This is a genomic window from Ruminococcus sp. MCC718 (assembly GCF_018783905.1).
GTDB lineage: Bacteria > Bacillota > Clostridia > Lachnospirales > Lachnospiraceae > Hominisplanchenecus > Hominisplanchenecus faecis.
On sequence record NZ_WQNP01000044.1, the window covers coordinates 1 to 25857 of the forward strand.

At 46.5% G+C, this 25857-nt stretch carries 29 protein-coding genes; 1 reads left to right on the plus strand and 28 read right to left on the minus strand.

Annotated elements, in window-relative coordinates; genetic code table 11:
• Positions 1-138: 138 nt before the first annotated feature.
• The 16 genes from GPK60_RS05795 to GPK60_RS05870 all read right to left on the minus strand — a co-directional run bounded on the left by GPK60_RS05795 (position 139) and on the right by GPK60_RS05870 (position 16133).
• Positions 139-1518 carry a phosphodiester glycosidase family protein gene (locus tag GPK60_RS05795; RefSeq protein WP_215659058.1) on the minus strand — a complete coding sequence of 460 codons (1380 nt, stop codon included), beginning with the start codon at positions 1516-1518 and terminating at the stop codon, positions 139-141.
• Positions 1519-1608: 90 nt separating this feature from the next.
• Complete coding sequence (locus GPK60_RS05800) at positions 1609-1917, minus strand: hypothetical protein (protein ID WP_022118563.1); 309 nt, start codon at positions 1915-1917, stop codon at positions 1609-1611.
• A gap of 72 nt (positions 1918-1989) precedes the next feature.
• Positions 1990-3276: a bifunctional phosphoribosyl-AMP cyclohydrolase/phosphoribosyl-ATP diphosphatase HisIE gene (hisIE, locus tag GPK60_RS05805; RefSeq protein WP_215659059.1), complete on the minus strand. Its 1287-nt coding sequence runs from the start codon at positions 3274-3276 to the stop codon at positions 1990-1992.
• Positions 3276-3863 carry an imidazoleglycerol-phosphate dehydratase HisB gene (gene hisB / locus GPK60_RS05810; RefSeq protein WP_022118561.1) on the minus strand — a complete coding sequence of 196 codons (588 nt, stop codon included), beginning with the start codon at positions 3861-3863 and terminating at the stop codon, positions 3276-3278. The genes hisIE and hisB overlap by 1 nt, the downstream gene beginning before the upstream one ends.
• Positions 3856-5163 carry a histidinol dehydrogenase gene (gene hisD / locus GPK60_RS05815; RefSeq protein WP_215659060.1) on the minus strand — a complete coding sequence of 436 codons (1308 nt, stop codon included), beginning with the start codon at positions 5161-5163 and terminating at the stop codon, positions 3856-3858. Before hisD ends, hisB begins: the two co-directional genes overlap by 8 nt.
• A 4-nt stretch (positions 5164-5167) precedes the next feature.
• Positions 5168-5815, minus strand: a complete 648-nt coding sequence (gene hisG, locus GPK60_RS05820) for an ATP phosphoribosyltransferase (protein ID WP_022118559.1) — start codon at positions 5813-5815, stop codon at positions 5168-5170.
• Positions 5812-7041, minus strand: a complete 1230-nt coding sequence (gene hisZ / locus GPK60_RS05825) for an ATP phosphoribosyltransferase regulatory subunit (RefSeq protein WP_022118558.1) — start codon at positions 7039-7041, stop codon at positions 5812-5814. Before hisZ ends, hisG begins: the two co-directional genes overlap by 4 nt.
• A 195-nt stretch (positions 7042-7236) precedes the next feature.
• Positions 7237-7770, minus strand: coding sequence for a Holliday junction resolvase RecU (locus GPK60_RS05830; RefSeq protein WP_022118557.1), 534 nt, complete (start codon positions 7768-7770; stop codon positions 7237-7239).
• On the minus strand, positions 7743-8741 hold the full coding sequence (locus GPK60_RS05835; protein ID WP_022118556.1) for an RluA family pseudouridine synthase: 999 nt from the start codon (positions 8739-8741) through the stop codon (positions 7743-7745). The genes GPK60_RS05830 and GPK60_RS05835 overlap by 28 nt, the downstream gene beginning before the upstream one ends.
• A 70-nt stretch (positions 8742-8811) precedes the next feature.
• On the minus strand, positions 8812-9387 hold the full coding sequence (locus GPK60_RS05840) for a hypothetical protein (protein ID WP_022118555.1): 576 nt from the start codon (positions 9385-9387) through the stop codon (positions 8812-8814).
• A 63-nt stretch (positions 9388-9450) separates the two neighbouring features.
• Positions 9451-10227: an SDR family NAD(P)-dependent oxidoreductase gene (locus GPK60_RS05845; RefSeq protein ID WP_173866376.1), complete on the minus strand. Its 777-nt coding sequence runs from the start codon at positions 10225-10227 to the stop codon at positions 9451-9453.
• A 1-nt stretch (position 10228) separates the two neighbouring features.
• Positions 10229-12220, minus strand: a complete 1992-nt coding sequence (locus tag GPK60_RS05850) for a YgiQ family radical SAM protein (protein ID WP_215659061.1) — start codon at positions 12218-12220, stop codon at positions 10229-10231.
• Positions 12217-12945 (minus strand): pseudouridine synthase, encoded by a 729-nt coding sequence (locus tag GPK60_RS05855; protein WP_215659062.1) that lies wholly within the window; start codon positions 12943-12945, stop codon positions 12217-12219. The genes GPK60_RS05850 and GPK60_RS05855 overlap by 4 nt, the downstream gene beginning before the upstream one ends.
• Positions 12942-14324: an RsmB/NOP family class I SAM-dependent RNA methyltransferase gene (locus GPK60_RS05860; protein ID WP_215659063.1), complete on the minus strand. Its 1383-nt coding sequence runs from the start codon at positions 14322-14324 to the stop codon at positions 12942-12944. The genes GPK60_RS05855 and GPK60_RS05860 overlap by 4 nt, the downstream gene beginning before the upstream one ends.
• An 87-nt stretch (positions 14325-14411) precedes the next feature.
• The gene (locus GPK60_RS05865) at positions 14412-15215 is read right to left on the minus strand and encodes a GTP pyrophosphokinase family protein (protein WP_173896253.1); all 804 of its coding nucleotides are present in this window, start codon (positions 15213-15215) and stop codon (positions 14412-14414) included.
• Between the two features lie 84 nt (positions 15216-15299).
• A complete protein-coding gene (locus tag GPK60_RS05870) occupies positions 15300-16133 on the minus strand; it encodes a M23 family metallopeptidase (RefSeq protein WP_252191311.1) in 834 nt (277 codons plus the stop codon).
• Between the two features lie 88 nt (positions 16134-16221).
• Between GPK60_RS05870 and GPK60_RS05875 the strand changes: the two genes are divergently transcribed.
• Positions 16222-17151 (plus strand): nucleoside recognition domain-containing protein, encoded by a 930-nt coding sequence (locus GPK60_RS05875; RefSeq protein WP_215659064.1) that lies wholly within the window; start codon positions 16222-16224, stop codon positions 17149-17151.
• On the opposite strand, the gene GPK60_RS05880 is transcribed toward GPK60_RS05875, so the two are convergent.
• The 12 genes from GPK60_RS05880 to GPK60_RS05935 all read right to left on the minus strand — a co-directional run.
• Positions 17148-17747 carry an ATP synthase F0 subunit B gene (locus tag GPK60_RS05880; protein ID WP_147631245.1) on the minus strand — a complete coding sequence of 200 codons (600 nt, stop codon included), beginning with the start codon at positions 17745-17747 and terminating at the stop codon, positions 17148-17150. The genes GPK60_RS05875 and GPK60_RS05880 overlap by 4 nt on opposite strands.
• An 87-nt stretch (positions 17748-17834) precedes the next feature.
• Positions 17835-18326, minus strand: coding sequence for a pantetheine-phosphate adenylyltransferase (gene coaD, locus GPK60_RS05885; protein ID WP_022118546.1), 492 nt, complete (start codon positions 18324-18326; stop codon positions 17835-17837).
• A complete protein-coding gene (gene rsmD, locus GPK60_RS05890; RefSeq protein WP_022118545.1) occupies positions 18323-18901 on the minus strand; it encodes a 16S rRNA (guanine(966)-N(2))-methyltransferase RsmD in 579 nt (192 codons plus the stop codon). The genes coaD and rsmD overlap by 4 nt, the downstream gene beginning before the upstream one ends.
• Positions 18902-19011: 110 nt before the next feature.
• The gene (gene phoU / locus GPK60_RS05895) at positions 19012-19677 is read right to left on the minus strand and encodes a phosphate signaling complex protein PhoU (protein WP_022118544.1); all 666 of its coding nucleotides are present in this window, start codon (positions 19675-19677) and stop codon (positions 19012-19014) included.
• A gap of 14 nt (positions 19678-19691) precedes the next feature.
• Positions 19692-20450, minus strand: coding sequence for a phosphate ABC transporter ATP-binding protein PstB (gene pstB, locus GPK60_RS05900; protein WP_215659065.1), 759 nt, complete (start codon positions 20448-20450; stop codon positions 19692-19694).
• Positions 20451-20469: 19 nt separating this feature from the next.
• Positions 20470-21303 (minus strand): phosphate ABC transporter permease PstA, encoded by an 834-nt coding sequence (gene pstA / locus GPK60_RS05905; RefSeq protein ID WP_243867615.1) that lies wholly within the window; start codon positions 21301-21303, stop codon positions 20470-20472.
• A gap of 31 nt (positions 21304-21334) precedes the next feature.
• Complete coding sequence (pstC, locus tag GPK60_RS05910) at positions 21335-22279, minus strand: phosphate ABC transporter permease subunit PstC (RefSeq protein ID WP_173896250.1); 945 nt, start codon at positions 22277-22279, stop codon at positions 21335-21337.
• Positions 22280-22308: 29 nt separating this feature from the next.
• Complete coding sequence (locus GPK60_RS05915; protein ID WP_215659066.1) at positions 22309-23250, minus strand: phosphate ABC transporter substrate-binding protein; 942 nt, start codon at positions 23248-23250, stop codon at positions 22309-22311.
• A gap of 206 nt (positions 23251-23456) precedes the next feature.
• On the minus strand, positions 23457-24032 hold the full coding sequence (locus GPK60_RS05920; protein ID WP_022118539.1) for a xanthine phosphoribosyltransferase: 576 nt from the start codon (positions 24030-24032) through the stop codon (positions 23457-23459).
• A gap of 148 nt (positions 24033-24180) precedes the next feature.
• Complete coding sequence (locus GPK60_RS05925; protein WP_215659067.1) at positions 24181-24750, minus strand: chromate transporter; 570 nt, start codon at positions 24748-24750, stop codon at positions 24181-24183.
• The gene (locus tag GPK60_RS05930) at positions 24747-25316 is read right to left on the minus strand and encodes a chromate transporter (protein WP_215659068.1); all 570 of its coding nucleotides are present in this window, start codon (positions 25314-25316) and stop codon (positions 24747-24749) included. Before GPK60_RS05930 ends, GPK60_RS05925 begins: the two co-directional genes overlap by 4 nt.
• 175 nt (positions 25317-25491) lie before the next feature.
• Positions 25492-25857: RNA-guided endonuclease TnpB family protein (locus tag GPK60_RS05935; protein WP_215659069.1), on the minus strand; the 366-nt coding region annotated here is incomplete at its 5' end.

Genomic DNA, 25857 nt, shown 5'->3' on the forward strand with positions numbered 1-25857 from the left:
AATTTTTGAAAATTCATGTATAGAATAATATTTACTCAAAGCATCACTTCCTTTCAATATTATTCTATACTAATAACCTGCAAAATTCAACAGTTGTTTATATACTTTTATAAGTTTTATTCAGCTGTTCTTTACCTCTTATTCTTTGAACAGCAGGAAATCTCCACATGCCCGCTCTGCTCCGTCGGATGGATGGTTCAACACCGTTCCGCGGTAAGCAAGGGTTGCTGATCCGCCGCCGTCCATATTGTAGGCGTAGGTACAGCCGTAGCTTTTGAAAATATTCTGCATCTCGGTTCTGGTAAGTCCGAGGGAACCGCCGATCCCTCTTCCGTCTGCAACGAGTAGAATGTAATGGCCTTTCTCTACCATACCGACGGCACTTCTTGGATCTTTATAGAACATCAGTGACCAGTCGTTTGCAGAATTTTCCATATTGTATGTAACTTTTTTGCCGTTTTCGATCAGCGGCGGTCCGAAATTGTAGCTGTCTTTTACGCCCATTTCCACCAGATCTTCGGCGGAAAGATGTACTTCCGGCGTAAACATGGTTCCGTCCCAGAGAACGGCACAGTTGGAATAGCTTGTACCGCCTGCACGGTTGTAGATCTTGCCTTTCTGGATCTTCACTGCATCAAAACAAGGTCTGCCGTCCGAATAGGAAAAAGCACTGGCATTGATGCCGATGATTGATTTGGTGCGTTTTACCGCATGCGAAGTCGTCTCTCTTGTTCCGCCATACGTCCCATAGGAAAATGCCGAAAACATCTGGTTTGGATTGTTGATCTTAATATCCGCAGTCCAGTAGCAGGTGCTGTACGCTCTGTGTTTGCGAAGGATGACTTTGAGCGTGGAAGTGCGGTACTCGATCTTGGTTGCTGTCAGGCGGCTTCCTGTGTTCATACGCTCGCCTTTGTACACCGAGCCGGTCGTGCTGGTCGGGTAATACCAGCCGCCTTTCTTTTTCCAGGAAGTACTCCGCTGTTTACCTTTTTTCGTAAAATAGTAGGTGGTATTCTTGATCTTCTGCCACTTGGTCAGACGCACACCGTTTTTATCCAGATAGTACTTATTACCTTTGTACTTTAACCAGCCGGTTTTCTTTACGCCTTCTTTTGTATAATAATACCACTTTTTGTTGATCTTATACCAGCCGCCCTTGAATTTCTTGATCCACTTTCCGTTTTCACCGACAAAATATTTGCCGATCCACTTGTTTTTTTCCAGGGCTCCGTTGTCGCCGACGTGATAATTTCCAACCCATTTGTTGCGGATCAATCTGCCCAGCTGGTCAAAATAATAGTAATTTTTGCCGATCAGCTGCCATTTGCCGCATACATTCTGCAGAGTAGATGGATCACAGTAGTACGTCTGCCCTTCTTTCTGTATCCAGCCGACCTTTTTGCCGTGTACCGTGCCTGCTGCCTGTGCCGGAAGACTTGCCGGAAATGCCATGCACGCCGCAAGTGCTGCCACAAGCAGTCTTTTTTTCATTTTTCCCCTTTGTTTATTCCCCATGTGGTTCCTCCTGATGCTTATATTACCTGTATTTATTTATGCTTTCTCCTGTTTCGCGAGTCTGAAATCCATGACGTTCTGACCCACATATTATTTTATTCTAACAGAATCTGCCACTTTCTGCAAGTCTATGCTCTGACTGACCGCCGTGACTGCCTCCCGGCTGTTATATCCAAAGATCGAACTGCCGCTCAAATGAAACTGCAAAAACAGTGCCAGCAGCAGCATTGCCGCCAGAAGGCGTGTAAAAAAAGAACTCCCGTTCTGTGGAAGTTCTTCTGTTTTTTCTGAAAAATCATTCACTTTTTCTGCCGTTTTCCGGTAAACCGGCATACGGCCGCTCTGCCGCCGCATCTTTTCGATCTGCCGTCTCTGCTCTTCACTTAAGCCTGTATGCATAAAAATCCCGCCTTTCTGCTATACGCTATGCAAAAAGGCGGGGTTTTATTCGGTTATATCAAAATCATACCCTTAGCGGTTTGCAAGCTCTCTGGTGATATCATCCCAAGTCACACCGCGTTCAGACATCAGTACCATCACATGGTACAGAAAATCGGAAATCTCGTACTTGATCTCCTCCGGATTCGGGTTTTTCGCTGCAATGATGATCTCCGTCGCTTCTTCTCCGACTTTTTTGAGGATCTTGTCAATGCCCTGTTCAAGCAGGTAGTTGGTGTAAGATCCTTCTTTCGGATGCTGTTTGCGATCCTCGATCAGCTTATAGAGATGGTCGAAAACGATCGCCGGATTGGTCTCATGGTAATCTTTCTTTAAGATCTCACGGTAGAAACAGCTGCGGTTCCCGGTATGGCATGCGGCACCGATCTGCTGCACCTTTGCCAGGATGGTATCGTTGTCGCAGTCGATGGAAAGCTGTTTGACATACTGGACATGTCCGGAGGTCGCACCTTTCTGCCACAGTTCGTTGCGGCTCCTGCTCCAGTAGGTCATCTTTCCGGACTCCACAGTCTTTTCAAAAGCTTCACGGTTCATATAAGCGACCATCAGCACTTCCAGATTTTTGTAGTCCTGCACAACAACCGGGATCATGCCGTCGGAGTTCAGTTTCAGCTCATTCCAGCTCATCTTGCTCTCGAACGTATTGATCTCAACGCCATGCTTTTTCGCTTCCAGCTTGGCTGCCATCAGATCTTCATTCAGATCAGAGAATGTATCTCCGCAGACACCGCAGATATTGTCGAGCATCAGAAGCTTTAGCAGGCCGTGACGGTCTGCACGTGTGGAAACCGGAAGTACCGGCACTTCTACAAGGCGGGCAGTTGTACGCACATCCACTTCATCGCAGAGCAGGATCACACGGGAGGTATATTCATTTACCCTCGCCTTGTTTGCCTGCAGCTGTGCAAAACTGTCTGTACAGATCGCAATTTTTTCTTTTCCGAAACGTTTGGATACTTCTTCTGTCAGTTCAATATTGACTGCTTTGGCATAATTTAAGAAAACCTGCTGGCATCCTGCGTAGAGAAGCTTTTTCACATCTTCCAGATTTTTAATATGGCCGCCGCCACTCATCGGGATATCGATCACCCGGCTGATCTGGCGAATCAGATTGAGAGACTGCTCGTGATCTGCATCGTCATCCGACAGATCAAAGATCAGAAGCTCATCTGCCCCGTTGTTGCTGTAATGCTGGGCAATACTCATCACATCGCCATCTTCAAGCAGTTCTTTTCCGTCAAAGCCGGTCACTGCTTTCCCGTTTTTCAGATACATATGTACCACAATTTTCTTCTGCATTATAAACTTCCTTTCGTCGAAAGCACATCTGTAATGCGGCTATCCATTCCAACTGCCATGTCCAGTGCTTTCGCAAATGCTTTGAACATTGCTTCCATCATATGATGATTATTTCCGGGTGTCAAGACTTTTATATGCAGATTCATTGCTGCCGCATAGGAAACAGCATAGAAAAATTCACGTACCATTTCGGTGTCCATATCCCCGCATTTCGGTACGGTAAATACATCATCAAAGGATAAATACGGTCTTCCGCACAGATCGACGGCACACACGACCAGGCACTCATCCATCGGAAGAATGAAATGTCCGTAGCGTTTTATGCCTTTTTTGTCACCGACTGCCTCGCGGATCGCATTGCCGAGCACGATCCCGGTATCTTCGATCGTGTGGTGGGAGTCCACATAGAGATCTCCTTTTACGGAAAGTTTCATATCAAACAGCCCATGTCTGGTAAATCCGTCCAGCATATGATCAAAAAATCCGATGCCGGTACTGATCTTGGATTTTCCGCTTCCATCAAGGGAAAGCGTCATTGCGATATCCGTTTCTTTTGTTGTCCGGGTGATGGTGGCTGTCCTACTCATTGGCATCTTCCTCTTCAAAACGGACACGGATCGAATTTGCATGTGCCGTCAGTTTTTCTGCCTCGGCAAACTGGATGATATCTTTGTGGATATCTTTGAGTGCCTCTCTTGAATAATAGATGATGCTGGAACGTTTGATAAAGTCATCTACGCCAAGCGGGGAGAAGAATTTTGCAGTTCCGTTGGTCGGCAGTACGTGGTTTGGTCCGGCAAAATAATCGCCCAGCGGTTCGCTGCTGTATTCTCCGATAAAGATGGCTCCGGCATTGCGGATCTTCATCATTACTTCAAACGGGTTGGCCGTCACGATCTCCAGATGCTCAGATGCGATCTCGTTTGCAGTCTCAATCGCCTCGTCCATCGTCTCTGCAACCAGTGCGTAGCCATAATTGTCCAGTGATTTGCGGATGATCTCGCTTCTTGAGAGAGTTTTTAAATAGCCTTCGATCTCTTCGGAAACTTTATCTGCAAAGTCACGGCTTGTCGTTACCAGGATCGCAGAAGCCATCTCGTCGTGTTCTGCCTGAGAGAGCAGATCGGCTGCCACATAATGCGGATTGGCTGTCTCATCTGCCAGTACCAGGATCTCGCTCGGTCCGGCAATGGAATCAATGCTGACATGTCCGTAAACAGCTTTTTTGGCAAGTGCCACATAGATGTTTCCAGGACCTACGATCTTGTCTACTTTTGGTATACTCTCGGTTCCGAATGCCAGAGCTGCAATCGCCTGGGCACCACCCACTTTGTAGATTTCATCTGCTCCTGCCTCCATAGCGGCAACAAGTGTGGACGGATACACTTTTCCGTCCTTTCCGCAAGGGGTCGTCATGATGATCTTCTCCACACCTGCCACTTTTGCCGGTACAACATTCATCAGAACAGAAGAAGGATAAACTGCTTTTCCACCCGGAACATAGACACCGACTTTTGCAAGTGGCATGACTTTCTGTCCAAGCATGGTTCCGTCCGGTTTGCTGTCAAACCAGCTGTATTTTTTCTGTTTTTCGTGATATTCACGAATGTTGACCAGTGCTTTTCTGATAACATCCAGAAGAGACGGATCAACCTGTTCGTAAGCTTCGTCAATCTCTTCTTTTGTCACTTTGATGTTTCTGGCATTGATATCGGCACCGTCAAATCTTTTCGTATATTCAAACACTGCCGCATCTTTGTTGTTTCGTACATTCTCAACGATCTCTGCCACAGCATCCTCGAATTTTCCATAGCTGCTCGGGCTGCGTTTCAGCAGATTCTCAAGCACGTTTTTTCTGGTTTCCTCTGTAAGTGCTATTGTACGCATTCTTTTATGCCTCCTGTTTGATCACAGATTTCAGATCTGTCAAAATCTTTGTAATTCTTTCATTTTCCATACGCATGCTCACCTGGTTGACTACCACTCTGGCAGATAACGGGCATACTTCTTCGAGTACGACCAGACCGTTTTCGCGAAGTGTGGAACCGGTCTCCACAATATCGACGATCACATCGGAAAGTCCGACGATCGGTGCCAGCTCGATCGAACCGTTCAGTTTGACGATTTCTACTGTCTGGTGTTTTTTATTATAAAAATAGTCTTTTGCAATATGCGGATACTTGGTTGCCACGCGGATCTGCTCCTGATGTTTCAGAAGTTCTGCCGCAGACTGTGGTCCGCAGACACACATCCGGCATTTTCCGAATCCAAGATCCAGAACTTCATACAGTTTCCGCTGTTCTTCCAGGATGGTATCTTCGCCTACGATACCGATATCAGCTGCACCGTATTCGACATAAGTCGGCACATCCGGTCCTTTTGCAAGAAAGAAACGCAGTTTCAGCTCTTCATTGACAAAGATCAGTTTTCTGGAATCTTTATCCTTCATCTCCTCGCAGGTGATCCCAATTTTCTCAAACAGCTCCAGTGTTTTCTTTGCGAGCCGTCCTTTTCCCAGTGCAAATGTCAGATATCTCATGCTTTTTCCTCCTGCGGTTTCACTGTCTGTACGTTTCCGTCCGCTGCAAAATAAACAACCTTCTCAAGTGCATTGCGTTTCGCATAGGCACTGTAGAAAGAAAGCGGATAACCTTCTATTCTTCTCATCAGAGCTGCCTTTCCTCCGTCCCTGCGGATCTGAATGGATGCTTCGATCGCCTGATCATGGACGAAACTGTCATAGAGAACCAGCGTCGGTCCTTCTTCGACCGGAACCGCAATCTTCTGTCTGGAAAGTGCATTTAAAAGCTCATCTGCCTGCACGACAAATCCGATCGATGCTGCCGGCTTTCCAAAGTATCCCATCAGCTGATCGTAGCGACCTCCTTTTACAACGGCATCTCCCGTTCCGAACGTGTAGGCACGAAACAGTATGCCGGTATAATAACCGTAGCTTCCAAGCATACCAAGGTCAAAGGAAATATATTTCTCATATCCATATTTGCGGATGATCTCATACAGTTTACGCAGGCGGGCGATCGCCGCCAGAGCCTGTGTATTATCAGTCATACTCTCTGCCTGATCGAGCACTTCGATGTTTCCGAACATCTGCGGAAGGCGTTTGAACAGGTTCGTCAGCTTTTCATTCATGTTCCGCTCTTCGAGCAGTGTCTCGACACCGAAATTGTTTTTGTTGGTGATCAGTCTGCGAAGTTCCTGCTCGGTAGCTTTGTCAACACCGGCCTCTGCAAGCAGGCTCTGGAAGAACTCTACATGTCCGATGCTCACCTGAAATTCGGTAAGTCCGGCTGCCAGCAGCATCTCTACGATCATTGCCGTGATCTCGGCATCGGCTTCCACGCTGCCGTCCCCGATCAGCTCCGCACCGAGCTGTGTCATTTCTTTTAAATGTCCCTGAAGGCTTGAGTTGTTTACAAACGTATTTCCCATGTAAGAAAGTCGGACACCCAGTTCCTCATTGGAAAAATATTTTGCATAGGCTCTGGCGATCGCCGGTGTCATATCTGGGCGAAGTACAAGGGTGTTTCCCTCGCGGTCAAAAAATTTATACAGATCTTTGGACGGAGTCGTTCCGATCTCTCTGCTGAATACATCAAAATATTCAAAGGTCGGTGTCTCAATATCACAGTAACCGTAACCCTCTACGACTCTGTGCAGTTTCTGTAAAAGTGCTTTCTTTCTGGCGTACTCTCCGCTGTAGATATCACGCACGCCCTCCGGTGTGTGCAGCAGTCTCTGTTCCATAGGTTCCTCCATTCTCTTCTGCCCTTGCTCTTTGTGAGAATATGCAATAATCCCGTCATGTAAATATCGGCATTACCGTATAAAATCATGCATTAGATCCTTCAAATTCTCCATCTGTTTCACTTTATTGTATTAACGTGTTACCTAATTATCATGCAAAATCAGATGTTATTATATGCTCAATTCTGATTTCTGTCAATCCCTGGCATCCAAATCTTTTTGAATCGCCTCCAGATACGGTACAAATACGCCGTGTCCGGCTTCAATCTGATAGGAAAGATCTACTTCTTCAAAACGGAAACTTTTGCGTCCTCCATTCTGTGCCCGTTCCCAGAACCGTATCATATCCTTAAACGGAAGATATAAGATCAGATTTCTTCCGGTATAATAGATCAGCAGAAAGGCGATCCCGCCCTGTTTTTCAAAATCCTGCATAAAAGCGACCTGATGCGGATGGATATTCTGGAGAGCAAAGGTATCTGACGCACATTCTTTTGCATCAAAGCAGACCGGGATCCCCTGCACTGCCCCGATATAATCGACCGTACTTTTCTGATCAAAATACGCCAGCGTGATATGACGCTTTTCTTTGTCGATCTTGATCGGCGTGATCGGAGTCGGGATCTTCTGGATCAGTGCCAGCCCTTTCTCGCGATACTGTTCGTTCGTGCGGTTGATCAGTTCCTCAAGTGCGGACCCTCTTAAACCTCTGGAATTCCATGTTCCCATGTTCCAAGTCCTCTTTTCTGTGCAATACTCACAAACTGCTTCGGTGCCGGAGCGTAGATGCTTTTACCGGAAAGTCCTTCAAAATCACCGGAAAGCTCTGGAAATACCAGATGCCAGGCATGCAGAAGCTGCATGTGAAGTCCGTACCCGGAAGTCAGTTTTTTATTCAACACTGCGTCTCCGTATTTCGGATCACCGAAGATCGGATGTCCCATATAGGACAAATGGGCACGAATCTGATGCGTACGCCCTGTCAGAAGCTCGATCTCCAGAAGCGTCTCCTGCCCATTGTCTGCAAGCGGACGGTATTTTGTGTGGATCGGTCTGGCATCCTTTGTCTCGTTTTTGAAAATTCTGACCTGGTTGGTCTTTTCGTTTTTCAGAAGCCATCCTCTGACATCCTGTTCTTCTTTGATCACGCCTTTTACGATACAAAGGTAATATTTGTGCAGGGTACGTTCTTTGAAAAGCCCGGAGAGCATCTGCAAACCCTGCAGCGTCTTGCCCGCTGCCACGATTCCGCTCGTATTGCGGTCCAGACGGTTGCACAGGGACGGCCGGAATGTTTTTAACATTTCTTCGGTCACTTCGCCAGTATCCAGAAGATGGGAAATCAGATGCTCCACCATGGAAATATCGCCTTTTTCCGCCTTCTGCGAGAGCATCCCTGCCGGCTTGTTGATCAGCATGACCTGCTCATCTTCATAGAGAATATCCAGCTTTGCCCCGGTATGTACGGCTCTTTTTTTCTTTTCCCGGAATCCTTCGATCGTCTCTTCGGAGAGAAACAGTTTCACTGTATCTCCCTTTTCCAGTTTTTCATTTCCTGCTGCTTTTTTACCGTTCAGCGTGATGTTTTTCTTTCGCATCATCTTATAGAAAAAGCTTTTCGGTGCCAGTTCCATATATTTTGCGAGAAATTTATCAAAACGCTGCCCTGCCTCGTACTTTGAGATCACAAGTTCTCTCATTGCTTTTCCTTTCCCGGTATTTTACTGTTGTCAGGCGGATATTCGCAATCCTCTTTGCTGCCTGATTTTGTTAAAGTACGATCGCACGCAGCACGTCGCAGATATATTCTGCCTTCCGGCTGCCCGTCGTCTCATGTTCACTCTGTTTCTGGTTCATCTGCTTTAACTGATCCAGAAAACGTTTTTCCTCCCGGAACAGTTTCACACCGACCGATTTGCATTTATTGTTCTTTAAAATCTCCCGGATGTGTTCTTCTCCAAACGAAAGATCCGCTTTTTCACTGCTCACATAACCGATCACCTGCGTCCCGCTCACGGCAACTGCATCAACCGGAACTGTTTTCTGATAAGCAGTAAAGGTCATATCATATAAGATCCGTACATTTTCGTTTACCTGCTCGATCTTTTCTTTTAATGCTTCCGATGCCGGTTTTTGCATCAGCATCATGATAAACCCGGTTGCTGCTCTGGCTGCCGGGATACACCCCATGATCGCCACAAAGGTAAACATATTCAGCCTTGTCTTTGTGATAAAAAGCCCGGTCAGAAAAATGATGATCGGGATTGCAAACATCACCAGCGTGATCAGTCCGCGTTTGATTTTCTGGGATTTGATATACCCAAATTCTCCTTTGTCTCTCTTCATGATTTCCTCCAGTTGTTTCCGATTCACAGTCGGTCCTTTCACAGAGTCTGGCTGCCGGTTGCGTTATGGTTTAAAAAATATGGCAGTCAGGTCGATGATCAGACGGTGCGGCAAAATCTTGCACGCAAGAAACAACGCTTTCATCGACCATCCGTAAATGGACAATGCCCGCCCGCAGGCCGCATCATAAACGGCCTTTTCCACGACAGGCTTTGGATCTGCCATAGATTTTTTCTTAAACAGCGGCATTTTATGGTATTTCTCGGCTCCTTCAAAAAAAGCCGTGTCCACCGGTCCCGGGCACACACAGGTCACGGTGATACCTTTTTTTCGCACTTCGCTTCGCAGTGCTCTGGAAAAGCTCAGCACATAAGCTTTTGATGCTGCATAGACGGCAAATCCCGGCTGCGGCACAAACGCCGATGCCGATGCCATCTGAATGATATGGCTGCCTTTCTCCATATAAGGAAGGCACAGATACGTGACGGTCATCAGTGCTTCGTCGTTCAGCCTCGTCGTCTGCTGATGCTCCGGAAGTGTGATCTCTTCAAATGTTCCGATCCGTCCCATTCCGGCGGCATTTACCAAAATCTTGACCCGGACATCCTCCGCAAAGAGCCTGCATCTTAACCGCTCCTGCTGTGCTTCCTGCAAAAGATCCAGCGGCAGAAGCACAATCTTTGTCCCAAAACGTTCCTGCCACATCTCTTTTTGCAGATGCCTTGCAATCACCCAGATTTCATCGAGTCTGCGGTACTTGTCCATGATCTGCTGTACAAATGCTCTTCCCATACCGGAAGAGGCTCCCGTTACAATGGCAATCTTTTTTCTTTCTGACATATCACTTCTTCTTTCTGTTATGCGTGTTGCGGATTGTCTTCTTTTTGCCTGTCGGACGCTCTTTTGCAGTATTTCGTCCATTTTGATTGCTGCTGTTTCCTGTATTTTTCCTGCCTGCATTTTTGCCACCCATGTTTCTGTCATCTTGTCCCCGGCGATTTTTATCCGTGCCCTGATAATTTTGACGATTTTTATCCGGACGCGGGCGGATCAGACATTTGGCGTCAAATCCGATCAGGTCGCTGCGATGTGCCTTTAACAGTGCCTCTTTGACCAGCTCATAATTGGCCGGATTGCGGTACTGGATCAGAGCTCTCTGCATCGCTTTCTCATGCGGATTTTTCGGAACGTAGACCGGCTCCATCGTCCGCGGATCGACACCAGTATAGTACATACAGGTCGAGATCGTGGACGGTGTCGGATAAAAGTCCTGCACCTGCTCCGGCATATAGCCAAGATCACGGAGATATTCTGCCAGTTCCACAGCTTCTGTCAGGGAACAGCCCGGGTGGGAGGACATCAGATACGGCACCAGAAACTGGTTCATACCCTCCTGTCTGTTGAGCTGTTCATATTTTTTAACAAATTTCTGATAAACAGCATGCTCCGGTTTGCCCATCTTTGCGAGCACTTTGTCTGCCACATGTTCCGGAGCCACTTTGAGCTGTCCGCTGATATGGTATTTGACCAGTTCCCGGAAGAAGCTCTCATCCTTATCTGCCATCAAATAATCAAAGCGGATACCGGAACGGATAAACACTTTCTTGACTTTCGGGATCTTCCGCAGTTTACGCAGCAGGATCAGATAATCTTTGTGGTCTGCCCGCATATTCTGGCACGGCTTTGGAAACAGACATTGTTTGTTCGGGCACACGCCCTTTTTCAGCTGTTTTTCGCATGCCGGATGGCGAAAGTTGGCGGTCGGTCCGCCGACATCGTGGATATAGCCTTTGAAATCCTTATCTTCCGTCATCTGTTTCGCTTCTTCGATAATGGACTCATGCCCTCTCGTCTGGATAATCCGTCCCTGATGGAACGTCAGTGCACAGAAACTGCATCCGCCAAAACAGCCGCGGTTGCTGACCAGGCTGAATTTGACTTCCGAGATTGCCGGAACGCCGCCCCTGGCATCGTAGGACGGATGCCAGGTTCTTTTATAAGGCAATGCATAGACATCATCCATTTCCATCTGCGTAAGTGGTTTTGCTGCCGGATTCTGCACAATATAAAGATGCTCTCCGTAAGGCTCCGCAAGCCGCTTTCCGGCAAATGCGTCGGTATTACAGTACTGTGTATAAAAACTTCTGGCATACCAGAGTTTGTCTTCTTTTAATTTTTCATAGGACGGCAGCACGATCGTATCGACGGCTTCATCCAGCATCCTTGTTTTGTAAACGGTTCCCGCAATAAACGTGATATCGCGTACATGGATTCCCGCATCCAGTGCTTCCGCAATCTCTATGATGCTGTGTTCTCCCATCCCATAAGAGATCAGATCTGCCCCCGAATCCAGCAAAATGGAGCGTTTCAGGCTGTCCGACCAGTAATCATAGTGGGCGAGTCTGCGAAGACTCGCCTCGATCCCGCCAATGATGATCGGGGTATGCTTGTAGGTGCGGCGGATCAGGTTGCAGTAGACGATCGTAGCATTGTCCGGGCGTTTTCCCATCACACCGCCCGGTGTGTAAGCATCTTTCTGTCTTCTTTTCCTGGAAACCGTATAATGGTTGACCATGGAATCCATGTTTCCGGCCGACACCAGAAATCCAAGACGCGGCTTCCCTAAAATGGAAATACTCTTTTCATCCTTCCAGTCGGGCTGTGAAATGATCCCCACCCGGAAGCCATGTGCCTCCAGAAGCCGACTGATGATGGCATGTCCGAACGACGGATGATCCACATAGGCATCTCCGATCACATAGACAAAATCCAGCTGCTCGATCCCTCTCTCTTCCATATCTTTTCTGGAAACAGGCAAAAAATCTGTGCTCATTCTTTTTCCTTTCTTGGCGGCTGTAAAAGTGCCGCAATCTCTTCTTCGGTCAGTTTGCGGAACGCTCCTTTTTCCAGAGCCGGATCTAAGGTAAGGCTTCCCATGGAAAGTCGTTTCAGATAGATCACTCTGCAGCCGATCGCCTCAAACATCCGTTTGACCTGGTGGTAACGTCCTTCGCAGATCGTGACTTTCGCTTCGGAAATCTCTCCCGACGAGAGGATCTCAAGGTCCGCCGGAAGAGTCTTCTTTTCATCTCCGATATCCAACCCTTCCTTGAATCTGTGGATATCTTCTTCATGGATCTGCCCGGTCACTCTCGTAAAATAGCATTTATCCACATGTTTTTTCGGGGAAAGCAGACGGTGTGCCAGCTCTCCGTCGTTTGTGACAAGAAGCAGTCCTTCCGTGTCTTTGTCCAGCCTTCCGACCGGGAACAGATCCTTTTTCTGCTGCAAAGTAATTAGATCCATGACGGTCTTTTCTTTTTTATCTTCGGTTGCGGTGACCACACCTGCCGGTTTGTGCAACATCAGATAGCAATGCTCTTCATAATATACTGGTTTTCCGTTTAGCGTGATCTGCTCGTTCCCCAGTACTTTTCTCTTTGCCTGCTTTTCGGTGATACCGTCCACCTGGACAAGTCCCTTTTTCAGGAATTGTTTCACCTGGGAGCGACTTCCTTCGCCGGCAAGTGTCAGATACTGATCCAATCGATAACTCATGACTGCATTCTCCATCCTGCATAATACTTGTTTTTTAAGGTACCGCCGGCCGCTTTGCCCCAGCCCAGCCCGTAACCGTCCACGCAGACCAGTACCCAGCCTTTTTCGTTTTCCGCCTCTGTGTCGGATAAATCCAGGGTCTCTCCTTTTAAGTAACGGATCACACGCTCATCGTCCCCTTTAAAAGAGACGCTCTTTTTAAAATCTTCTGCTTTTAAGCACATGGCAAGAGCCTGCGACGGCTCAAACCGCTTTTTCTTCTGATCTCCAAGATAAAGCCCGGTGCGAAGATAACGGATACCCCGCTCGATCTTCGTCCCTTCCGGAAGCAGATAGATGCGTTCTTTCTGAACTTCCGTTTTTCCGGATAAAGGCTTTGTTATCTGCTGCATAAATGCTGCAAATTCCGGGCAGTCCTTGAGGTCAGACACCGGTGTTTTTTTACTTTTCGCCGGTTTTTTCAGATATTTTTTACTCTGTCCTTCGCCGTCGGTGCGTTTTCCAAGCAGAGCCGCAAAATGGCCTTCGCCCGGTGCCAGATGCGGGAAAATGCGGATACAGTTCTCAAATCCTTCTTTTTTTCCATGGGAGAAATATTCATCCCATTCTGGCATCAGAAGTTCCATATCCGGACGCTCCTGCAAAAGATAAGCGATGTTTTCTTCATTCTCTTTTACAGAAAATGTACAGGTCGAATACAGGAGCATTCCGCCCTTTTTCAGCATATCCGCCGCATCGAGCAGCAGCTTTCTCTGGATCGGCACATAGTAATCCGGTCCTTTTTGCAGCCAGTCTTTTACCATTGCCTTATCCCGGCGGAACATCCCTTCTCCGGAACACGGTGCATCGATCAGGATCTTGTCAAAATACGCCGGATAAGCTTTTTTGAGCTTATCGGACTCTTCACTTGATACAAACAGATTCGAAATGCCAAAAAGCTCCAGATTCTTTAAAAGCCCTTTGGCTCTGGAATTGCTGATGTCATTTGCAAGCAGCATGCCTTTTCCTTTTAATTTTGCACCAAGCTCCGTCGCCTTGCCGCCCGGAGCCGCACAGAGATCCAGCACAAAATCGCCCGGCTCTACCGGAAGGTGTGATGCCGGGATCATCGCACTTGGCTCCTGCACATAATAAAGCCCCGCATAATAATATGGATGCTTTGTCACCGTCTGCTTTTCATCAAAAGCAAAGCCGTTCTCACACCACGGTACACATTCAAGAGAAATATCTGCCTTCTGCCTGAAGGTTTCCGGTGCGATCTTCGCGGTATTTACACGAAGTCCCTGTCTGGTTTTCTGCTCAAAACTTGCAAGATATGCCTCATACTGATCACCGAGCAGTTCTTTCATCTCTTCTAAATAATTTGAAGGCAGTTCCATCTTTTTATCCTTTCTCGTTTCTTATTATTTGCTTTTCCTATACCACGTCTGCTCAAAAATGCCTCTGACATTCTTTATGCATCAAGATCACTCAAATGCCTGCACATGATAACCTTCTGTGATATTGTCCAGATCGCTGTGAAAACGACGCAGCTGTTCCAAATCCTTTGTCTCATAGATCCGGTAAAACTCATCCTGGATCTTGACAAGTTCCCGTTTATTGGCAATCGTATACAGATTCTGGATATTATTTAAAATATCTTTGACCAGATTCGTCTGGATCTGGCAGGAATTCTGTGCATCCATGATCTCGCTGCGTACCGTTGACATCTCATTGTCCAGCACAATGATCGCATCGGCAACGCGGCTCAGTTTCTCCCGGATGTGATCCGGCATATGCTGTTTATATTTATACTGAAGCGAATGTTCGATCGTAGACCAGAAATTCATCGCCAGAGTACGGATCTGGATCTCCACGCGGATGGTCTTTGTTCCGGAAAAGGTCTCCACCGGGTAAGACACGATCATATGGTAACTGCGGTAACCGCTCGATTTCATATGATTGATATAGTCCTTTTCCGTAACGACCTGCATATCGGAGCGGTTTCTTATAAGATCCGCCACCTTCTCAATATCCTCCACAAACTGGCAGATGATGCGGATGCCTGCGATATCATCCAGCTGTTCTTCAATCTTGTCAACTTCAATGTTTTTCTTCTGTGCTTTATCTAAAATACTGGAGATCGATTTGACTCTGCCGCAGACCTGCTCCATCGGCGAATACATACCCCGATCCTGGTACTCTTTGATCAGATGATTAAATTTTACCAGCAGTTCCTCCACCGCCAGCTCATATGGATTTAAAATATCCTTCCATAACTGTATTTCCATAAAAACCACTCCTCCTACATTACTTACCGTCCTTCCTCAGTCAGACCAGTATAGCATAATTTTTCCTTTTTTCCAACTGTCACCTCAAGGTTCTCCCTCCAGACCTTTTAAGATCCAGTAAGGATCGACACTGACTTCCCGCCCGTCTGCCGTCTGTATGTAAATGCCAAAATGCAGATGTACGGCAAACTGACCGACTGTGCCCTCTTCTCCGTAACCGCTGTCCCCCATATAGCCCAGCATTTCGCCGGCTTCTACTGTTTTCCCTTCTTCCATCCCCGGTGCATATTCCGAGAGATGGGCATAATAAAAGTAACCGCCCTGTTTACTGCGGATTCCGATCCGCCATCCGCCCTTTTGAAGCCATCCCATATGCTCAACCGTCCCGGCTGTGGCAGAAAATACCGGATAAAACCCTCTCTGATTTGTCGGCGGCATCAGATCCGTCCCCTCATGCCCCCGTTTGCCGCCGTAGGTGCGTTCTTCCATCCAGGAATCCTCATAAGATACCCTGCATTTTACTGGAAAGCAGACAAGATCATCCCATACCGCACAGAACGCATTTTCCAGCATCTCATATTGTTTCGGGCGATAACGGTACATCCACTTCGCCGTCTGCTGCAACTCATCGATCGTCGGCATTTTCTTTGGAAAAGACGCCTGAGCACCCGCAAAAGCAAGTGCCAGCAGCTTTCCTTTCGAAAGTCCGCTCTGTTTCTGAAGTTCTGCTGTTTCTTCCTGCAAGCTGCCGCCTGCCTGCATAGAACGGAAATGTTCCATTTCAATGACTCTGTCATGCAGAGCATATTTTCTCTTTTCATGATGGAATATCGCCATTCCGACAAAAAGAACAAGCACTGCAAGGAACAGAAAACAGATCCTTTTTCTGATCGTATCATCCGGTCGCTTTTTCTTCATCCGAAGCTCCCCTCACAAATGCTGTCTTATTTTTATATGCATATGTTTTTGGATTGATGCATACGATACGCAAAAAGAGGAATTTTTTATGAAATCTTTCTTTTCTTCACTTCTTGGTGCTGCCCTGTTTGTGATTCTGCTGTTTTTCCCTGGTCTGGTCTTTGAAGGTGCAAAAATGGGACTGAACCTGTGGTTTTTCACTCTGGTTCCCACCCTTCTGCCATTCATGGTCTTTTCCAACATCCTGATCCAGAGCCGCCTGATCGAACACCTTCTCTTCCTGCCCGGACTTTTTACCCGAAAATATCTCCATCTCTCCCCGGCCGGACTTTATGCGTTCCTGTGCGGCTTTTTCTTCGGTTATCCTTCCGGTGCCAAAATTCTTGCCGATCTTTTAAAAACCGATCAGATCGATCCAAAGGAAGCTTCCATGCTCTTCGGTTTCTGTAACAACGTAAGTCCGGCTTTTCTTATCACCTATTTTCTGACACTGCACTTAAAACACCCGGAGAAAGCCGGGATCACCGTCTCTTTTCTGTACATAATACCCGCTTTTGTCTGTCTGATGGCATTTTCCTTTTGCGGCAGTTCCTTTTCTCTCCGTGAAAAAAAGACATCGAGTCCCGTGCTTTCTCTTGCACTGCTTGATGCCTGCCTCCAAGATGCCCTCTCAGTCCTGTTAAAGCTTGGCGGTTATATTATATTATTTTCCGTCTTATCCAATGTGATCACACACATACCCCGCATGCGTGCAGAAAGTGCCGCTTTTTTCTCCTGCTTTCTGGAAATTACAGGCGGAATCCCTGCCGTCACTGCCGCATTTGCTTATCCGCAAAGTTATGTGATATTGCTCCCGTTTCTGGCTTTTGGCGGTCTTTGCTCTTTCATGCAAACAGGGAGTGTCATAAAAGACACCCCCTTATCTCTTCGTAGCTATTTTTTTACCAAAATACTGCTCGCTCTGCTGATATTTCTGTGTGAAATACTCTGCATTACGCTGCTTCCGGGCCTTTTTTAAGCCTCGTCGTCATCGTAATCCGCATCCTGCTGCGGTGCTGCATAAGATGCAGGGTTTCCGCCCGGTGACAGCTCGCGTCTGTTCTTGTTTACGATATCGTAGCAAGACTGGATCGAATTGATGAAAGTATTGTATTTCTCGCCTGCTGCATCGATCGTATGGCTCATGATCTTTTCCAGATTTGCCAGCATCTCATCGGTGTACTGCAGTGCACCCATACGGATGTTGTTGGCATCGGTTGTTGCATTGTCCATGATCTCCTGTGCCTGCTGGTTGGTGTTCTCCAGCAGCTCATTGGACTGTGCATATGCCTGCTGCATAACTTCACTTTCCGTAACCATCTGCTGTGCCTGTGTCTTTGCGTCTGCGATGATCGCATCTGCTTTGGACTGTGCGTCTGCCAGGATCGCATCTTTGTTGCTGATGATCTTCTGGTAACGTTTGATCTCATCCGGTGTCTTCATACGAAGCTCACGCAGAAGCTCTTCCAGTTCTTCTTTATTTACCACGATCTTTGTAGAAGAGAGTGGCTGGAATTTACAACTGTCTACATACTCCTCGATTTCTTCAATAATCTGCTCAATTCTGCTGCTCATCGTTATCACTCCTATTTTTTATTCTGATTTCTGGTTCTAGTTCTAATTTAAAGATGCCTTACGGATTGTTTTGTACTTCGCACTTTCTCAATCCTGCTTTGACACTTCCATTTTTTGATATATCTTCTCAATCACCGACTCCGGCACAAATTTGGAGATATCGCCATGGTAGCTGGCGATCTCTTTGACCGTTGTCGAACTTAAGTAGGCATATTCCAGACTGGTCGATAAGAAAATCGTATCAATATCTGAGCGCAGGATGCGGTTGGTCTGCGACATCTGCAGTTCGTAATCAAAATCGGTGATCGCCCGCAGACCCCTCACCATAAACTGTGCTCCGCAGTTCCTTGCAAAATCTACGGACAGACCATCAAATGCCTTTATTGTCACATTTCCGATATCCTTGGTGACATCAGCTAATATATTAACACGTTCTTCGGCAGAAAACAACGGCGTTTTTGCACTATTTGTCAGCACACCGACGATCAGTTCATCCACCAGAACAGCGGAACGACGGATGATATCAAGATGTCCGAACGTAACCGGATCAAAACTTCCAGGGTAGACAGCTCTTCTCATAACTCCTTTTTCTCCTTCTCTATAAACATATGAACATTTGTCTTATATTCTTTGCGTTTCAGTACACGGAACCCAAATTCCTTAAGATAGGAAAAATCAGTCTCCAGAGATGCCTCTATAATGATCAGGGTACGCTCATCTGCCACTTTGCTGTCTTTTAAGCAGGAAAGGACTCGCTTTTCCAGCTCCTGGTTGTAAGGAGGGTCCATAAAAATGACACCAAAGCTCTCCTTGCCGTCCTCGATCTCACGTCTCAGACGATCCAGTGCAGCAAAAACATCTGACTGCACAACAAAAGCATCCGCGTCCAACCTAGTAAACTTCAGGTTTTCGCGGATGCAACACACTGCGGCAGGATTTTTTTCCACAAAGACTGCTTCCTTTGCTCCTCTGCTGAGTGCCTCAATCCCTATCGCACCGCTCCCGGAAAACAGATCCAGAAAACGGATACCGTATAGTTCATCCTGTATCATATTAAAAAGCGTTTCTTTAATCCGGTCCGTGGTCGGTCTGGTCTCCATTCCGGGAACCGTCTTAAGTGCCAGTCTCCTGGCTTTGCCTGCGATAACTCTCATAATTTCTTCCTTTGTTCTGTGTTTTTTCTATTATAAAGGTTTTCACACTTCACGTCAAGCCGAAAAAACAGGAAAACAACGGAAGCAAGCAGCATTTGTGAGCTTATGTATCAAAGGATTCTTTCGTTTTTGATGCTTCCGGTCTCTTTAAATACTTCCCACTCTGAGATATTGACTGCATGGTCACCGATACGTTCCAGATATTTTGCAACCATCAGAAGATCCACACAGGCATCGGTGTCTTTTTTGCCTTCTTTCAGGCAGGCAACCAGTTCCTCTTTCACCTGGTTGAAAAGGTCATCAATCTTATCGTCTCTTTTATAAAATTCTTTTGCCTGCTCTTTATCCCTTGCCATAAAAAGCTCTACCCCATCACAGAGGATCTTTCTGGTCTCTTCGAGCATCTCCGGCATGGACGGTGCATACTCTTTGTAGCTGATACCGTTCAGACGCACTGCCATATCTGCGATATCCGCTGCATGGTCACCGATACGTTCCATGTCACCGACTGCTTTCATAACAGAAGATACGATACGCAAATCACTTGCCAGCACCGGCTGCTGCCTGGTCAGAAGCAGCAGGCATTCTGCTTCAATCTTACGCTCCATCTCATTGATCTTACGGTCATTTTTCTGTATTCTGTCCAATTCTTCCAGATCATTAAGTGCAATCGCTGAGAGCAGATCTGCAAAAGCCTGCTGAATCCCCTTTCCCATGGCATCCATGTTTTCGCGAAGAGTCTCCAGTTCGTGTTCAAAATTCATTCTCACTGACATTGTTTTTCCCCCAATCAACCAAAACGTCCTGTAATATAATCTTCGGTCCTCTTATCCTGCGGTCTCGCAAAGATGTCATCGGTATGGTTAAACTCGATCACTTCTCCTACCAGGAAGAATGCGGTGTCATCCGATACACGTGCTGCCTGCTGCATGTTATGGGTGACAACAACAACCGTATATTTTTTCTTCAGCTCTACCATCAGCTCTTCAATTTTTAAAGTAGAGATCGGATCAAGTGCCGATGTCGGCTCATCCATCAGAAGCACGTCCGGCTGTACGGCCAGTGCTCTTGCAATACAGAGACGCTGCTGCTGTCCGCCGGAAAGCCCCAGTGCTGATTTTTTCAGGCGGTCTTTTACCTCATCAAAGATCGCTGCTCCACGCAGACTCTCTTCCACGATCTGATCGAGTGTCGCTTTATCTTTAATGCCATGGATCCTCGGTCCATAAGCGATATTATCATAAATGCTCATCGGGAATGGATTTGCCTGCTGAAATACCATACCCACTTTTTTTCGAAGCAGTGTGGTATCTGCCCTCGGACTGTAGATATCTTCTCCGTCAATCAGGACTTTTCCTTCTATTTTTACGTTCTCAACCAGGTCATTCATACGGTTTAAGCACTTCAGAAAGGTGGATTTACCGCATCCGGACGGACCGATAAATGCAGTGATCGCATTTTCCCGAATCTCCATATTGACATGTTTTAACGCATGATTCGTTCCGTAGTGCAGGTTCAGATCCTGCACACTGATTTTTGTATTTTCCATGGTGATGCTCCTCTTTCTTTTATTTCATCCGCGTTACATCGAAACGCTTCGCCAGATATTTTGTCAGGAAATTGATGCACAGTACGATTACAAGAAGTACAAATGCAATTCCAAACGCTACATTATATTCTGCTTTTGAGCTGCTAAGATACAGCTGGATCGTCAAAGTTCCGCCCGGCTGCAGGATCTTGGAAAGCCATCCTCCCGCTTTCGGGAGCAGATAACCGCTTCCTGCCGTAAAGAGCAGGGCTGCCGATTCTCCGACGATACGTCCGATCGCCAGAATCACTCCGGTGATGATGCCGGGCATGGCAGACGGAAGCAGGATTGTACGGATCATGTGCCATTTTGTTGCTCCCATGCCAAGTGCTCCGCTCCGGTAAGAATCCGGAACCGTACGCAGAGCTTCCTGCGTGTTTCGCGTGATCAGTGGCAGGATCATAAGGCTCAAAGTCAGAGCACCGGTCAGCAGAGAATAACCAAGTTTCAGCGTTGTTCCAAAAAACACGCTTCCGAAAAGTCCGAAAATAATCGATGGGATACCGGAAAGTGTCTCAGTCGTAAATTCAATGATCCTTACGATCTTGCCCGGTTTGGCATACTCATTCAGATAAATGGCACTTCCCACACCGATCGGCGTTGCGATCACCAGCGTGATCATGATGATATACAGCGTATTGACAATATTTCCGGCAATGCCGACCGTTCCTTTTCTTGCACTTGTTACCGTTGTCAGAAACTCCAGGCTTACACTTCCGATTCCTCTTACCGTTACATAACAGATGATCATCAGAAGAACAGAAACTGCTATGGCTGCTGACAGATAAATGCATCCGTACAGGAACTTGTCCATGCCATGTGTTTTTTTATTATAAATTGAATTCTCACTTTGCATCGTCGTCTATTCCCTTCTTCAGTATCCGTGTCAGAACCACATTGATCAGCATGATGAATACAAACAGCACCAGACCGATCGTGAATAAAACCTGTCTGTGTAAATCTGCTGCATATCCCATTTCACTTACGATCGCTGTTGTCAGAAAACGAACCGAATTGAATGGGAACGGCGGATTTACCGAACTTCCTGCTACCAAAGTGATCGCCATCGCTTCGCCGATTGCTCTTCCTGTTCCAAGTACGATGGCTGTAATGATACCGGATTTTGCCGCCGGAATCATCACCTTGAAAATAGTCTGGATATGGGAGGCTCCCAAAGCCAGCGATGCTGATTTCAGATTCTGCGGTACTGCTTTCAGTGCAGACTCACTGATATTTATTACCGTTGGGAGGATCATAATCGCCAGTACGATCACAGCTGAAATCAGGTTCGCTCCTCCGGTGAACTGGTGTGTTTTTGAATTTTGAAAGAGAAACAGCTCCAGTTTGTACATTACCGGATTGAGCACCAGGATGCCGACCAGTCCGTAAATAACCGAAGGAATGCCTGCCAGAAGTTCCACCGCCGGTTTTACAACGGCTGCCAGTTTTTTCGGTGCAGCTTCCGCAAGAAAGACTGCGGTCAGAATACCGATCGGCACACCGATCAGGATGGCAAGTGCCGTTCCTACGATCGATGTGAGGATAATGTACAGGATACCGTAGGATGGCGTTGCCGCCGTCGGTGCCCAGACACTTCCAAAGAGAATATCAAGGAGACCGACTTTGAAAATCGCAGGGGTTCCGCTGATGATCATGTAGAGTGTGATCGAAAAGACTGCCGCAACTGCAACAACCGAACATATGGTAAAGATGATCTGTGCCGTTGTTTCTACCGCCGAGCGGGATCCTTTTGCACTTAAAATACTGAATTTGCTTTTCTTATCTTCCATTCTTTACACCAAGCCTTCGTTTTTTCCAGTTAGTCTACAGTGATCAGACCTATGGAGCTGATCAGATCTTTTCCTTCTGCGGAAGAAAGATAGTCAAACAGTGCCTGTACCGGTTCGCTCTGTTCTGAGATCTCTCCTTTTGTCGCCATAACAAACGGGCGGCTCAGGAAATAGTTTCCTGCTTTGATGTTTTCTGCTGTCGGCTCTACACCTTCCAGTTTCAGGGCTTTTACCGTGTCATCCAAGACATCCAGAGATACGTATCCGATGGAGCCCGGTGTGGAAGCTACTTTTGCCATAACAGCTCCGGTGCTGTCCAGTTCGCTTGCATATGTACATTTATCTGCAACATCCAGCAGTTCTTCAAAAGCTCCTCTCGTACCGGAACCTGCTTCACGTCCGATCACAACGATCGGTGCGGAGTCTCCGTCTACATCTGCCCAGTCTGTGATCTCACCTGTGTAGATCTGTGCCAGCTGTTCTTTTGTCAGATTCTCTACTTTTGTATCCGGATTTACTACAACTGCAATACCGTCGATCGCTACGATGTTTTCTACTGCACCATTCTGTTTTTCACTGTCTTCCAGTGCACGGGAAGAGTTTCCGATATCTACGCTTCCGGAAAGAAGGGATTCAATACCTGCGGAAGATCCGGTAAATTCTGCATTTACGGTTACATTCGGATATTTCTCCATAAAAGCTTCTGCAACGGCGTTTGCCAGTTTCTCCATAGAAGTACTTCCTGCCATGGTAATGCTGCCGCTCAAATCTGCGGAAGCTTCACTTGCTGCCTGTGTATCTTTGGCACTGTCTGCAGTGCTTTCAGCCGCCTGGCTTCCTGCCTCTGTCTGTGCTGCGTTTGTATCTGCCTTTGTCTCTGTTGTCGTGCCTGACTGTCCGCATGCTGCCAGACTTGCTACTGTCACTGCACAAATTCCTGCTAAAGCTGTCAATTTCTTAAGGTTCTTCATAATAATAATCTCCTCTCCTGACCTGCTGTGCCGTTTTCGTTTTATTTTTACCAGTTTTTCATTCGGCATCTGTCAGTTTCTGATTTTTCTGTTCTTTGTGAACAACCTTAAGATAACACAAAACCAGCCCACAAAAAGCATGGGCTGGTTAATCCTTGGTTATGTTTTTGTAAAGAAAATCTGCAATTGTAAAGAAATCGTAAAGCTTATCGGAATACGATCTCTCCGGTTTTTTCATCCATACTCTCTACGATAGCGAGAGATTCCAGGTGTACTCCCTGATCACGCAGGGCATCGCCGCCTGGCTGGAAGCCTTTCTCGATCACGATACCGGCCCCGACCAGCTGTGCACCGGAATCTTTTACGATCTGGATCAGTCCCTCCATTGCCTTTCCGTTTGCCATAAAATCATCGATCAGCAGCACTTTGTCATCCGGTCCGAGAAACTCCCTGGAAACGATGATGTCGTAGATTCTTCCGTGAGTATAGGACTCCACCTGTGTGGTATAGACATCTCCTGCGATATTTTTGGTCTGCGTCTTTTTTGCAAAGACAACCGGAACGTTGAAAACTTCGGCAACAACACAGGCAATACCGATACCGGATGCCTCGATCGTCAGGATCTTTGTGATCTCTTCCCCTTCAAATCTGCGTTTGAACTCTTTTCCGATCTCACGGAACAGGGATACATCCATCTGATGATTCAAAAAGCTGTCCACTTTCAGCACATTGCCTTCTCTAATCTTACCGTCTTTTCTGATTCTGTCTTTGAGTATCTGCATTTCTTTATCCTCCATCATCGTTTCGTTCATTTTATTTTGATATACATCATCAGTTTTTTCAATTTTACCCTCTATAGCCTTAAATGTCAATGTACAGAAAATGTATTTTGACCCACAACGGTGAAGCCACTGAACAATTACCAGAATTTTACAAAACCTTCTGACCTTCTGCCAGCAAAACTTTCAGAATACCGGCCAGAAACATAACGGTCACCGGATTCATTTTACATTTCCGAAGCAGCACGATGCAAAGGCCGAACAGAATCACCATACCCCAGTCGGTATCCGGCAGACGGATCACAGTTTGTCCGTTCCAGAAGGCAGAAACCAAGATGGAAATGCCGGCCGATGCGATCAGTGCGATCACTGCCGGACGCAGTGAAGAAAGAATACCCTGAAGTGCTGCGAGCTTTTGATATTTTAAATAGAAGTAAGCAATAAATGTAACCAAAATACAGGACGGCAGAATACATCCAAACGTTGCAATCAGAGCTCCCGCAAGCCCTGCCGTGTTCATTCCGACAAACGTAGCTGCATTTGTGGCGATCGGGCCAGGTGTCATCTGCGAGATCGTGACAAGATCTGCGAACCCTTTCCCATCTAACCAGTGATACGTGTCCACTACCTGGTGCTGTATCAGAGGCATTGCCGCATAACCGCCTCCAAAACTGAACATTCCAATCTGAAGAAATGCAAAAAATAATTTCAGATAAATCATGATGTTTTCCTCTTTCCATACTTTGAACGTAAGAATCCCAACAGACCGCTTGCGATCACAATGTATACAACATTGACTTGAAACACCGTTGCCGCCAGAAAGGCAGCTACCATAATGATCCAGGAAATGGCATCTTTTTGTTTTGCCACCTCACCCGCCATCTCATATACCACAACAGCGATCACTGCCCCGACTCCGGCCTGCATGCCAAGCAACATCTGGCTTACAATAAAATTTTTGCAGAAGATCTGATAACAGACCGAGATTGCCGCAATGATCACAAACTGCGGAAGCAATGTCCCAAAGACGGCTGTCACCACGCCGGTAAGCCCTGCCAGCTTATAGCCGACTGCGATCGCTCCGTTCACTGCCACAGCTCCCGGTGCCGACTGTGCGATCGCCACCAGATCCAGCATCTCATTCTCATTGATCCAGTGATACTCATCAACAAATTTCTTTTTCATCAGACTCACGATTACATAGCCTCCGCCAAACGTGAATGCACTGAGATAAAACGTAGACAGAAAAAGTTTCCATAAGACAGTTTTTTTTGATTTTGACTCCATATCCATACCGTTACTGAAAACTTATAAAAAGTTGTAAACTTCCATGTTTCATTCCTACTTCAACGAGTATGCTTTTGATGATATAAATATCTATCTACTCACAAGTTCTTGTACTCTCCATAGGCGTAAATTCCGGACTAACGTATCCGTACATATTTGCATTAACGTTTCAGTGTTAGCTTGCAAATCGTTCTCCATAAGCCTTGAGATTTATAGATGCCTGGAAATCTCTGTCAATCATATTCCCACATTCACATCTATAAACCCTGTCAGATAACTTCAAATCTTTTTTGATGTTTCCACAGCAGCTGCAAAGTTTTGATGATGGATAAAACCGATCAGCCACTATAAGCTGAATCCCTTTATCATTGCATTTGTATTCAAGCTGTTTTCTAAACCAAAAAAATCCTTGTTCCTGTACTGCTTTGGATAAATGTCTATTTTTCATCATTCCGCTGATATTCAGATCTTCAATACAAATAAATCTTGGCTTTCGATTTACGATCTCAGATATGGTCTGATTCAAATAGTTTTTACGGAT

Excerpts from the sequence above, each read along its gene's own strand:
- GPK60_RS05925 (WP_215659067.1), bottom strand. The coding sequence starts at position 24,750 with ATGATTTATCTGAAATTATTTTTTGCATTTCTTCAGATTGGAATGTTC.
- hisG (WP_022118559.1), bottom strand. The coding sequence starts at position 5,815 with ATGAGATATCTGACATTTGCACTGGGAAAAGGACGGCTCGCAAAGAAA.
- coaD (WP_022118546.1), bottom strand. The coding sequence starts at position 18,326 with ATGAGAAGAGCTGTCTACCCTGGAAGTTTTGATCCGGTTACGTTCGGA.
- GPK60_RS05830 (WP_022118557.1), bottom strand. The coding sequence starts at position 7,770 with ATGGGAACATGGAATTCCAGAGGTTTAAGAGGGTCCGCACTTGAGGAA.
- pstC (WP_173896250.1), bottom strand. The coding sequence starts at position 22,279 with ATGGAAGATAAGAAAAGCAAATTCAGTATTTTAAGTGCAAAAGGATCC.
- GPK60_RS05865 (WP_173896253.1), bottom strand. The coding sequence starts at position 15,215 with ATGGAAATACAGTTATGGAAGGATATTTTAAATCCATATGAGCTGGCG.
- GPK60_RS05835 (WP_022118556.1), bottom strand. The coding sequence starts at position 8,741 with ATGAGAGAACTTGTGATCTCAAAGTACGAGGCAGGGCAGCGTTTTGAT.
- GPK60_RS05860 (WP_215659063.1), bottom strand. The coding sequence starts at position 14,324 with ATGGAACTGCCTTCAAATTATTTAGAAGAGATGAAAGAACTGCTCGGT.
- GPK60_RS05840 (WP_022118555.1), bottom strand. The coding sequence starts at position 9,387 with ATGAAGAGAGACAAAGGAGAATTTGGGTATATCAAATCCCAGAAAATC.
- GPK60_RS05800 (WP_022118563.1), bottom strand. The coding sequence starts at position 1,917 with ATGCATACAGGCTTAAGTGAAGAGCAGAGACGGCAGATCGAAAAGATG.
- pstB (WP_215659065.1), bottom strand. The coding sequence starts at position 20,450 with ATGGAAAATACAAAAATCAGTGTGCAGGATCTGAACCTGCACTACGGA.
- hisB (WP_022118561.1), bottom strand. The coding sequence starts at position 3,863 with ATGAGTAGGACAGCCACCATCACCCGGACAACAAAAGAAACGGATATC.
- GPK60_RS05915 (WP_215659066.1), bottom strand. The coding sequence starts at position 23,250 with ATGAAGAACCTTAAGAAATTGACAGCTTTAGCAGGAATTTGTGCAGTG.
- hisD (WP_215659060.1), bottom strand. The coding sequence starts at position 5,163 with ATGCGTACAATAGCACTTACAGAGGAAACCAGAAAAAACGTGCTTGAG.
- GPK60_RS05850 (WP_215659061.1), bottom strand. The coding sequence starts at position 12,220 with ATGAGCACAGATTTTTTGCCTGTTTCCAGAAAAGATATGGAAGAGAGA.
- GPK60_RS05855 (WP_215659062.1), bottom strand. The coding sequence starts at position 12,945 with ATGAGTTATCGATTGGATCAGTATCTGACACTTGCCGGCGAAGGAAGT.
- pstA (WP_243867615.1), bottom strand. The coding sequence starts at position 21,303 with ATGGACAAGTTCCTGTACGGATGCATTTATCTGTCAGCAGCCATAGCA.
- GPK60_RS05875 (WP_215659064.1), top strand. The coding sequence starts at position 16,222 with ATGAAATCTTTCTTTTCTTCACTTCTTGGTGCTGCCCTGTTTGTGATT.
- GPK60_RS05795 (WP_215659058.1), bottom strand. The coding sequence starts at position 1,518 with ATGGGGAATAAACAAAGGGGAAAAATGAAAAAAAGACTGCTTGTGGCA.
- GPK60_RS05845 (WP_173866376.1), bottom strand. The coding sequence starts at position 10,227 with ATGTCAGAAAGAAAAAAGATTGCCATTGTAACGGGAGCCTCTTCCGGT.
- rsmD (WP_022118545.1), bottom strand. The coding sequence starts at position 18,901 with ATGAGAGTTATCGCAGGCAAAGCCAGGAGACTGGCACTTAAGACGGTT.
- GPK60_RS05920 (WP_022118539.1), bottom strand. The coding sequence starts at position 24,032 with ATGCAGATACTCAAAGACAGAATCAGAAAAGACGGTAAGATTAGAGAA.
- hisIE (WP_215659059.1), bottom strand. The coding sequence starts at position 3,276 with ATGCAGAAGAAAATTGTGGTACATATGTATCTGAAAAACGGGAAAGCA.
- phoU (WP_022118544.1), bottom strand. The coding sequence starts at position 19,677 with ATGTCAGTGAGAATGAATTTTGAACACGAACTGGAGACTCTTCGCGAA.
- GPK60_RS05930 (WP_215659068.1), bottom strand. The coding sequence starts at position 25,316 with ATGGAGTCAAAATCAAAAAAAACTGTCTTATGGAAACTTTTTCTGTCT.
- hisZ (WP_022118558.1), bottom strand. The coding sequence starts at position 7,041 with ATGGAACAGAGACTGCTGCACACACCGGAGGGCGTGCGTGATATCTAC.
- GPK60_RS05880 (WP_147631245.1), bottom strand. The coding sequence starts at position 17,747 with ATGAGCAGCAGAATTGAGCAGATTATTGAAGAAATCGAGGAGTATGTA.
- GPK60_RS05870 (WP_252191311.1), bottom strand. The coding sequence starts at position 16,133 with ATGAAGAAAAAGCGACCGGATGATACGATCAGAAAAAGGATCTGTTTT.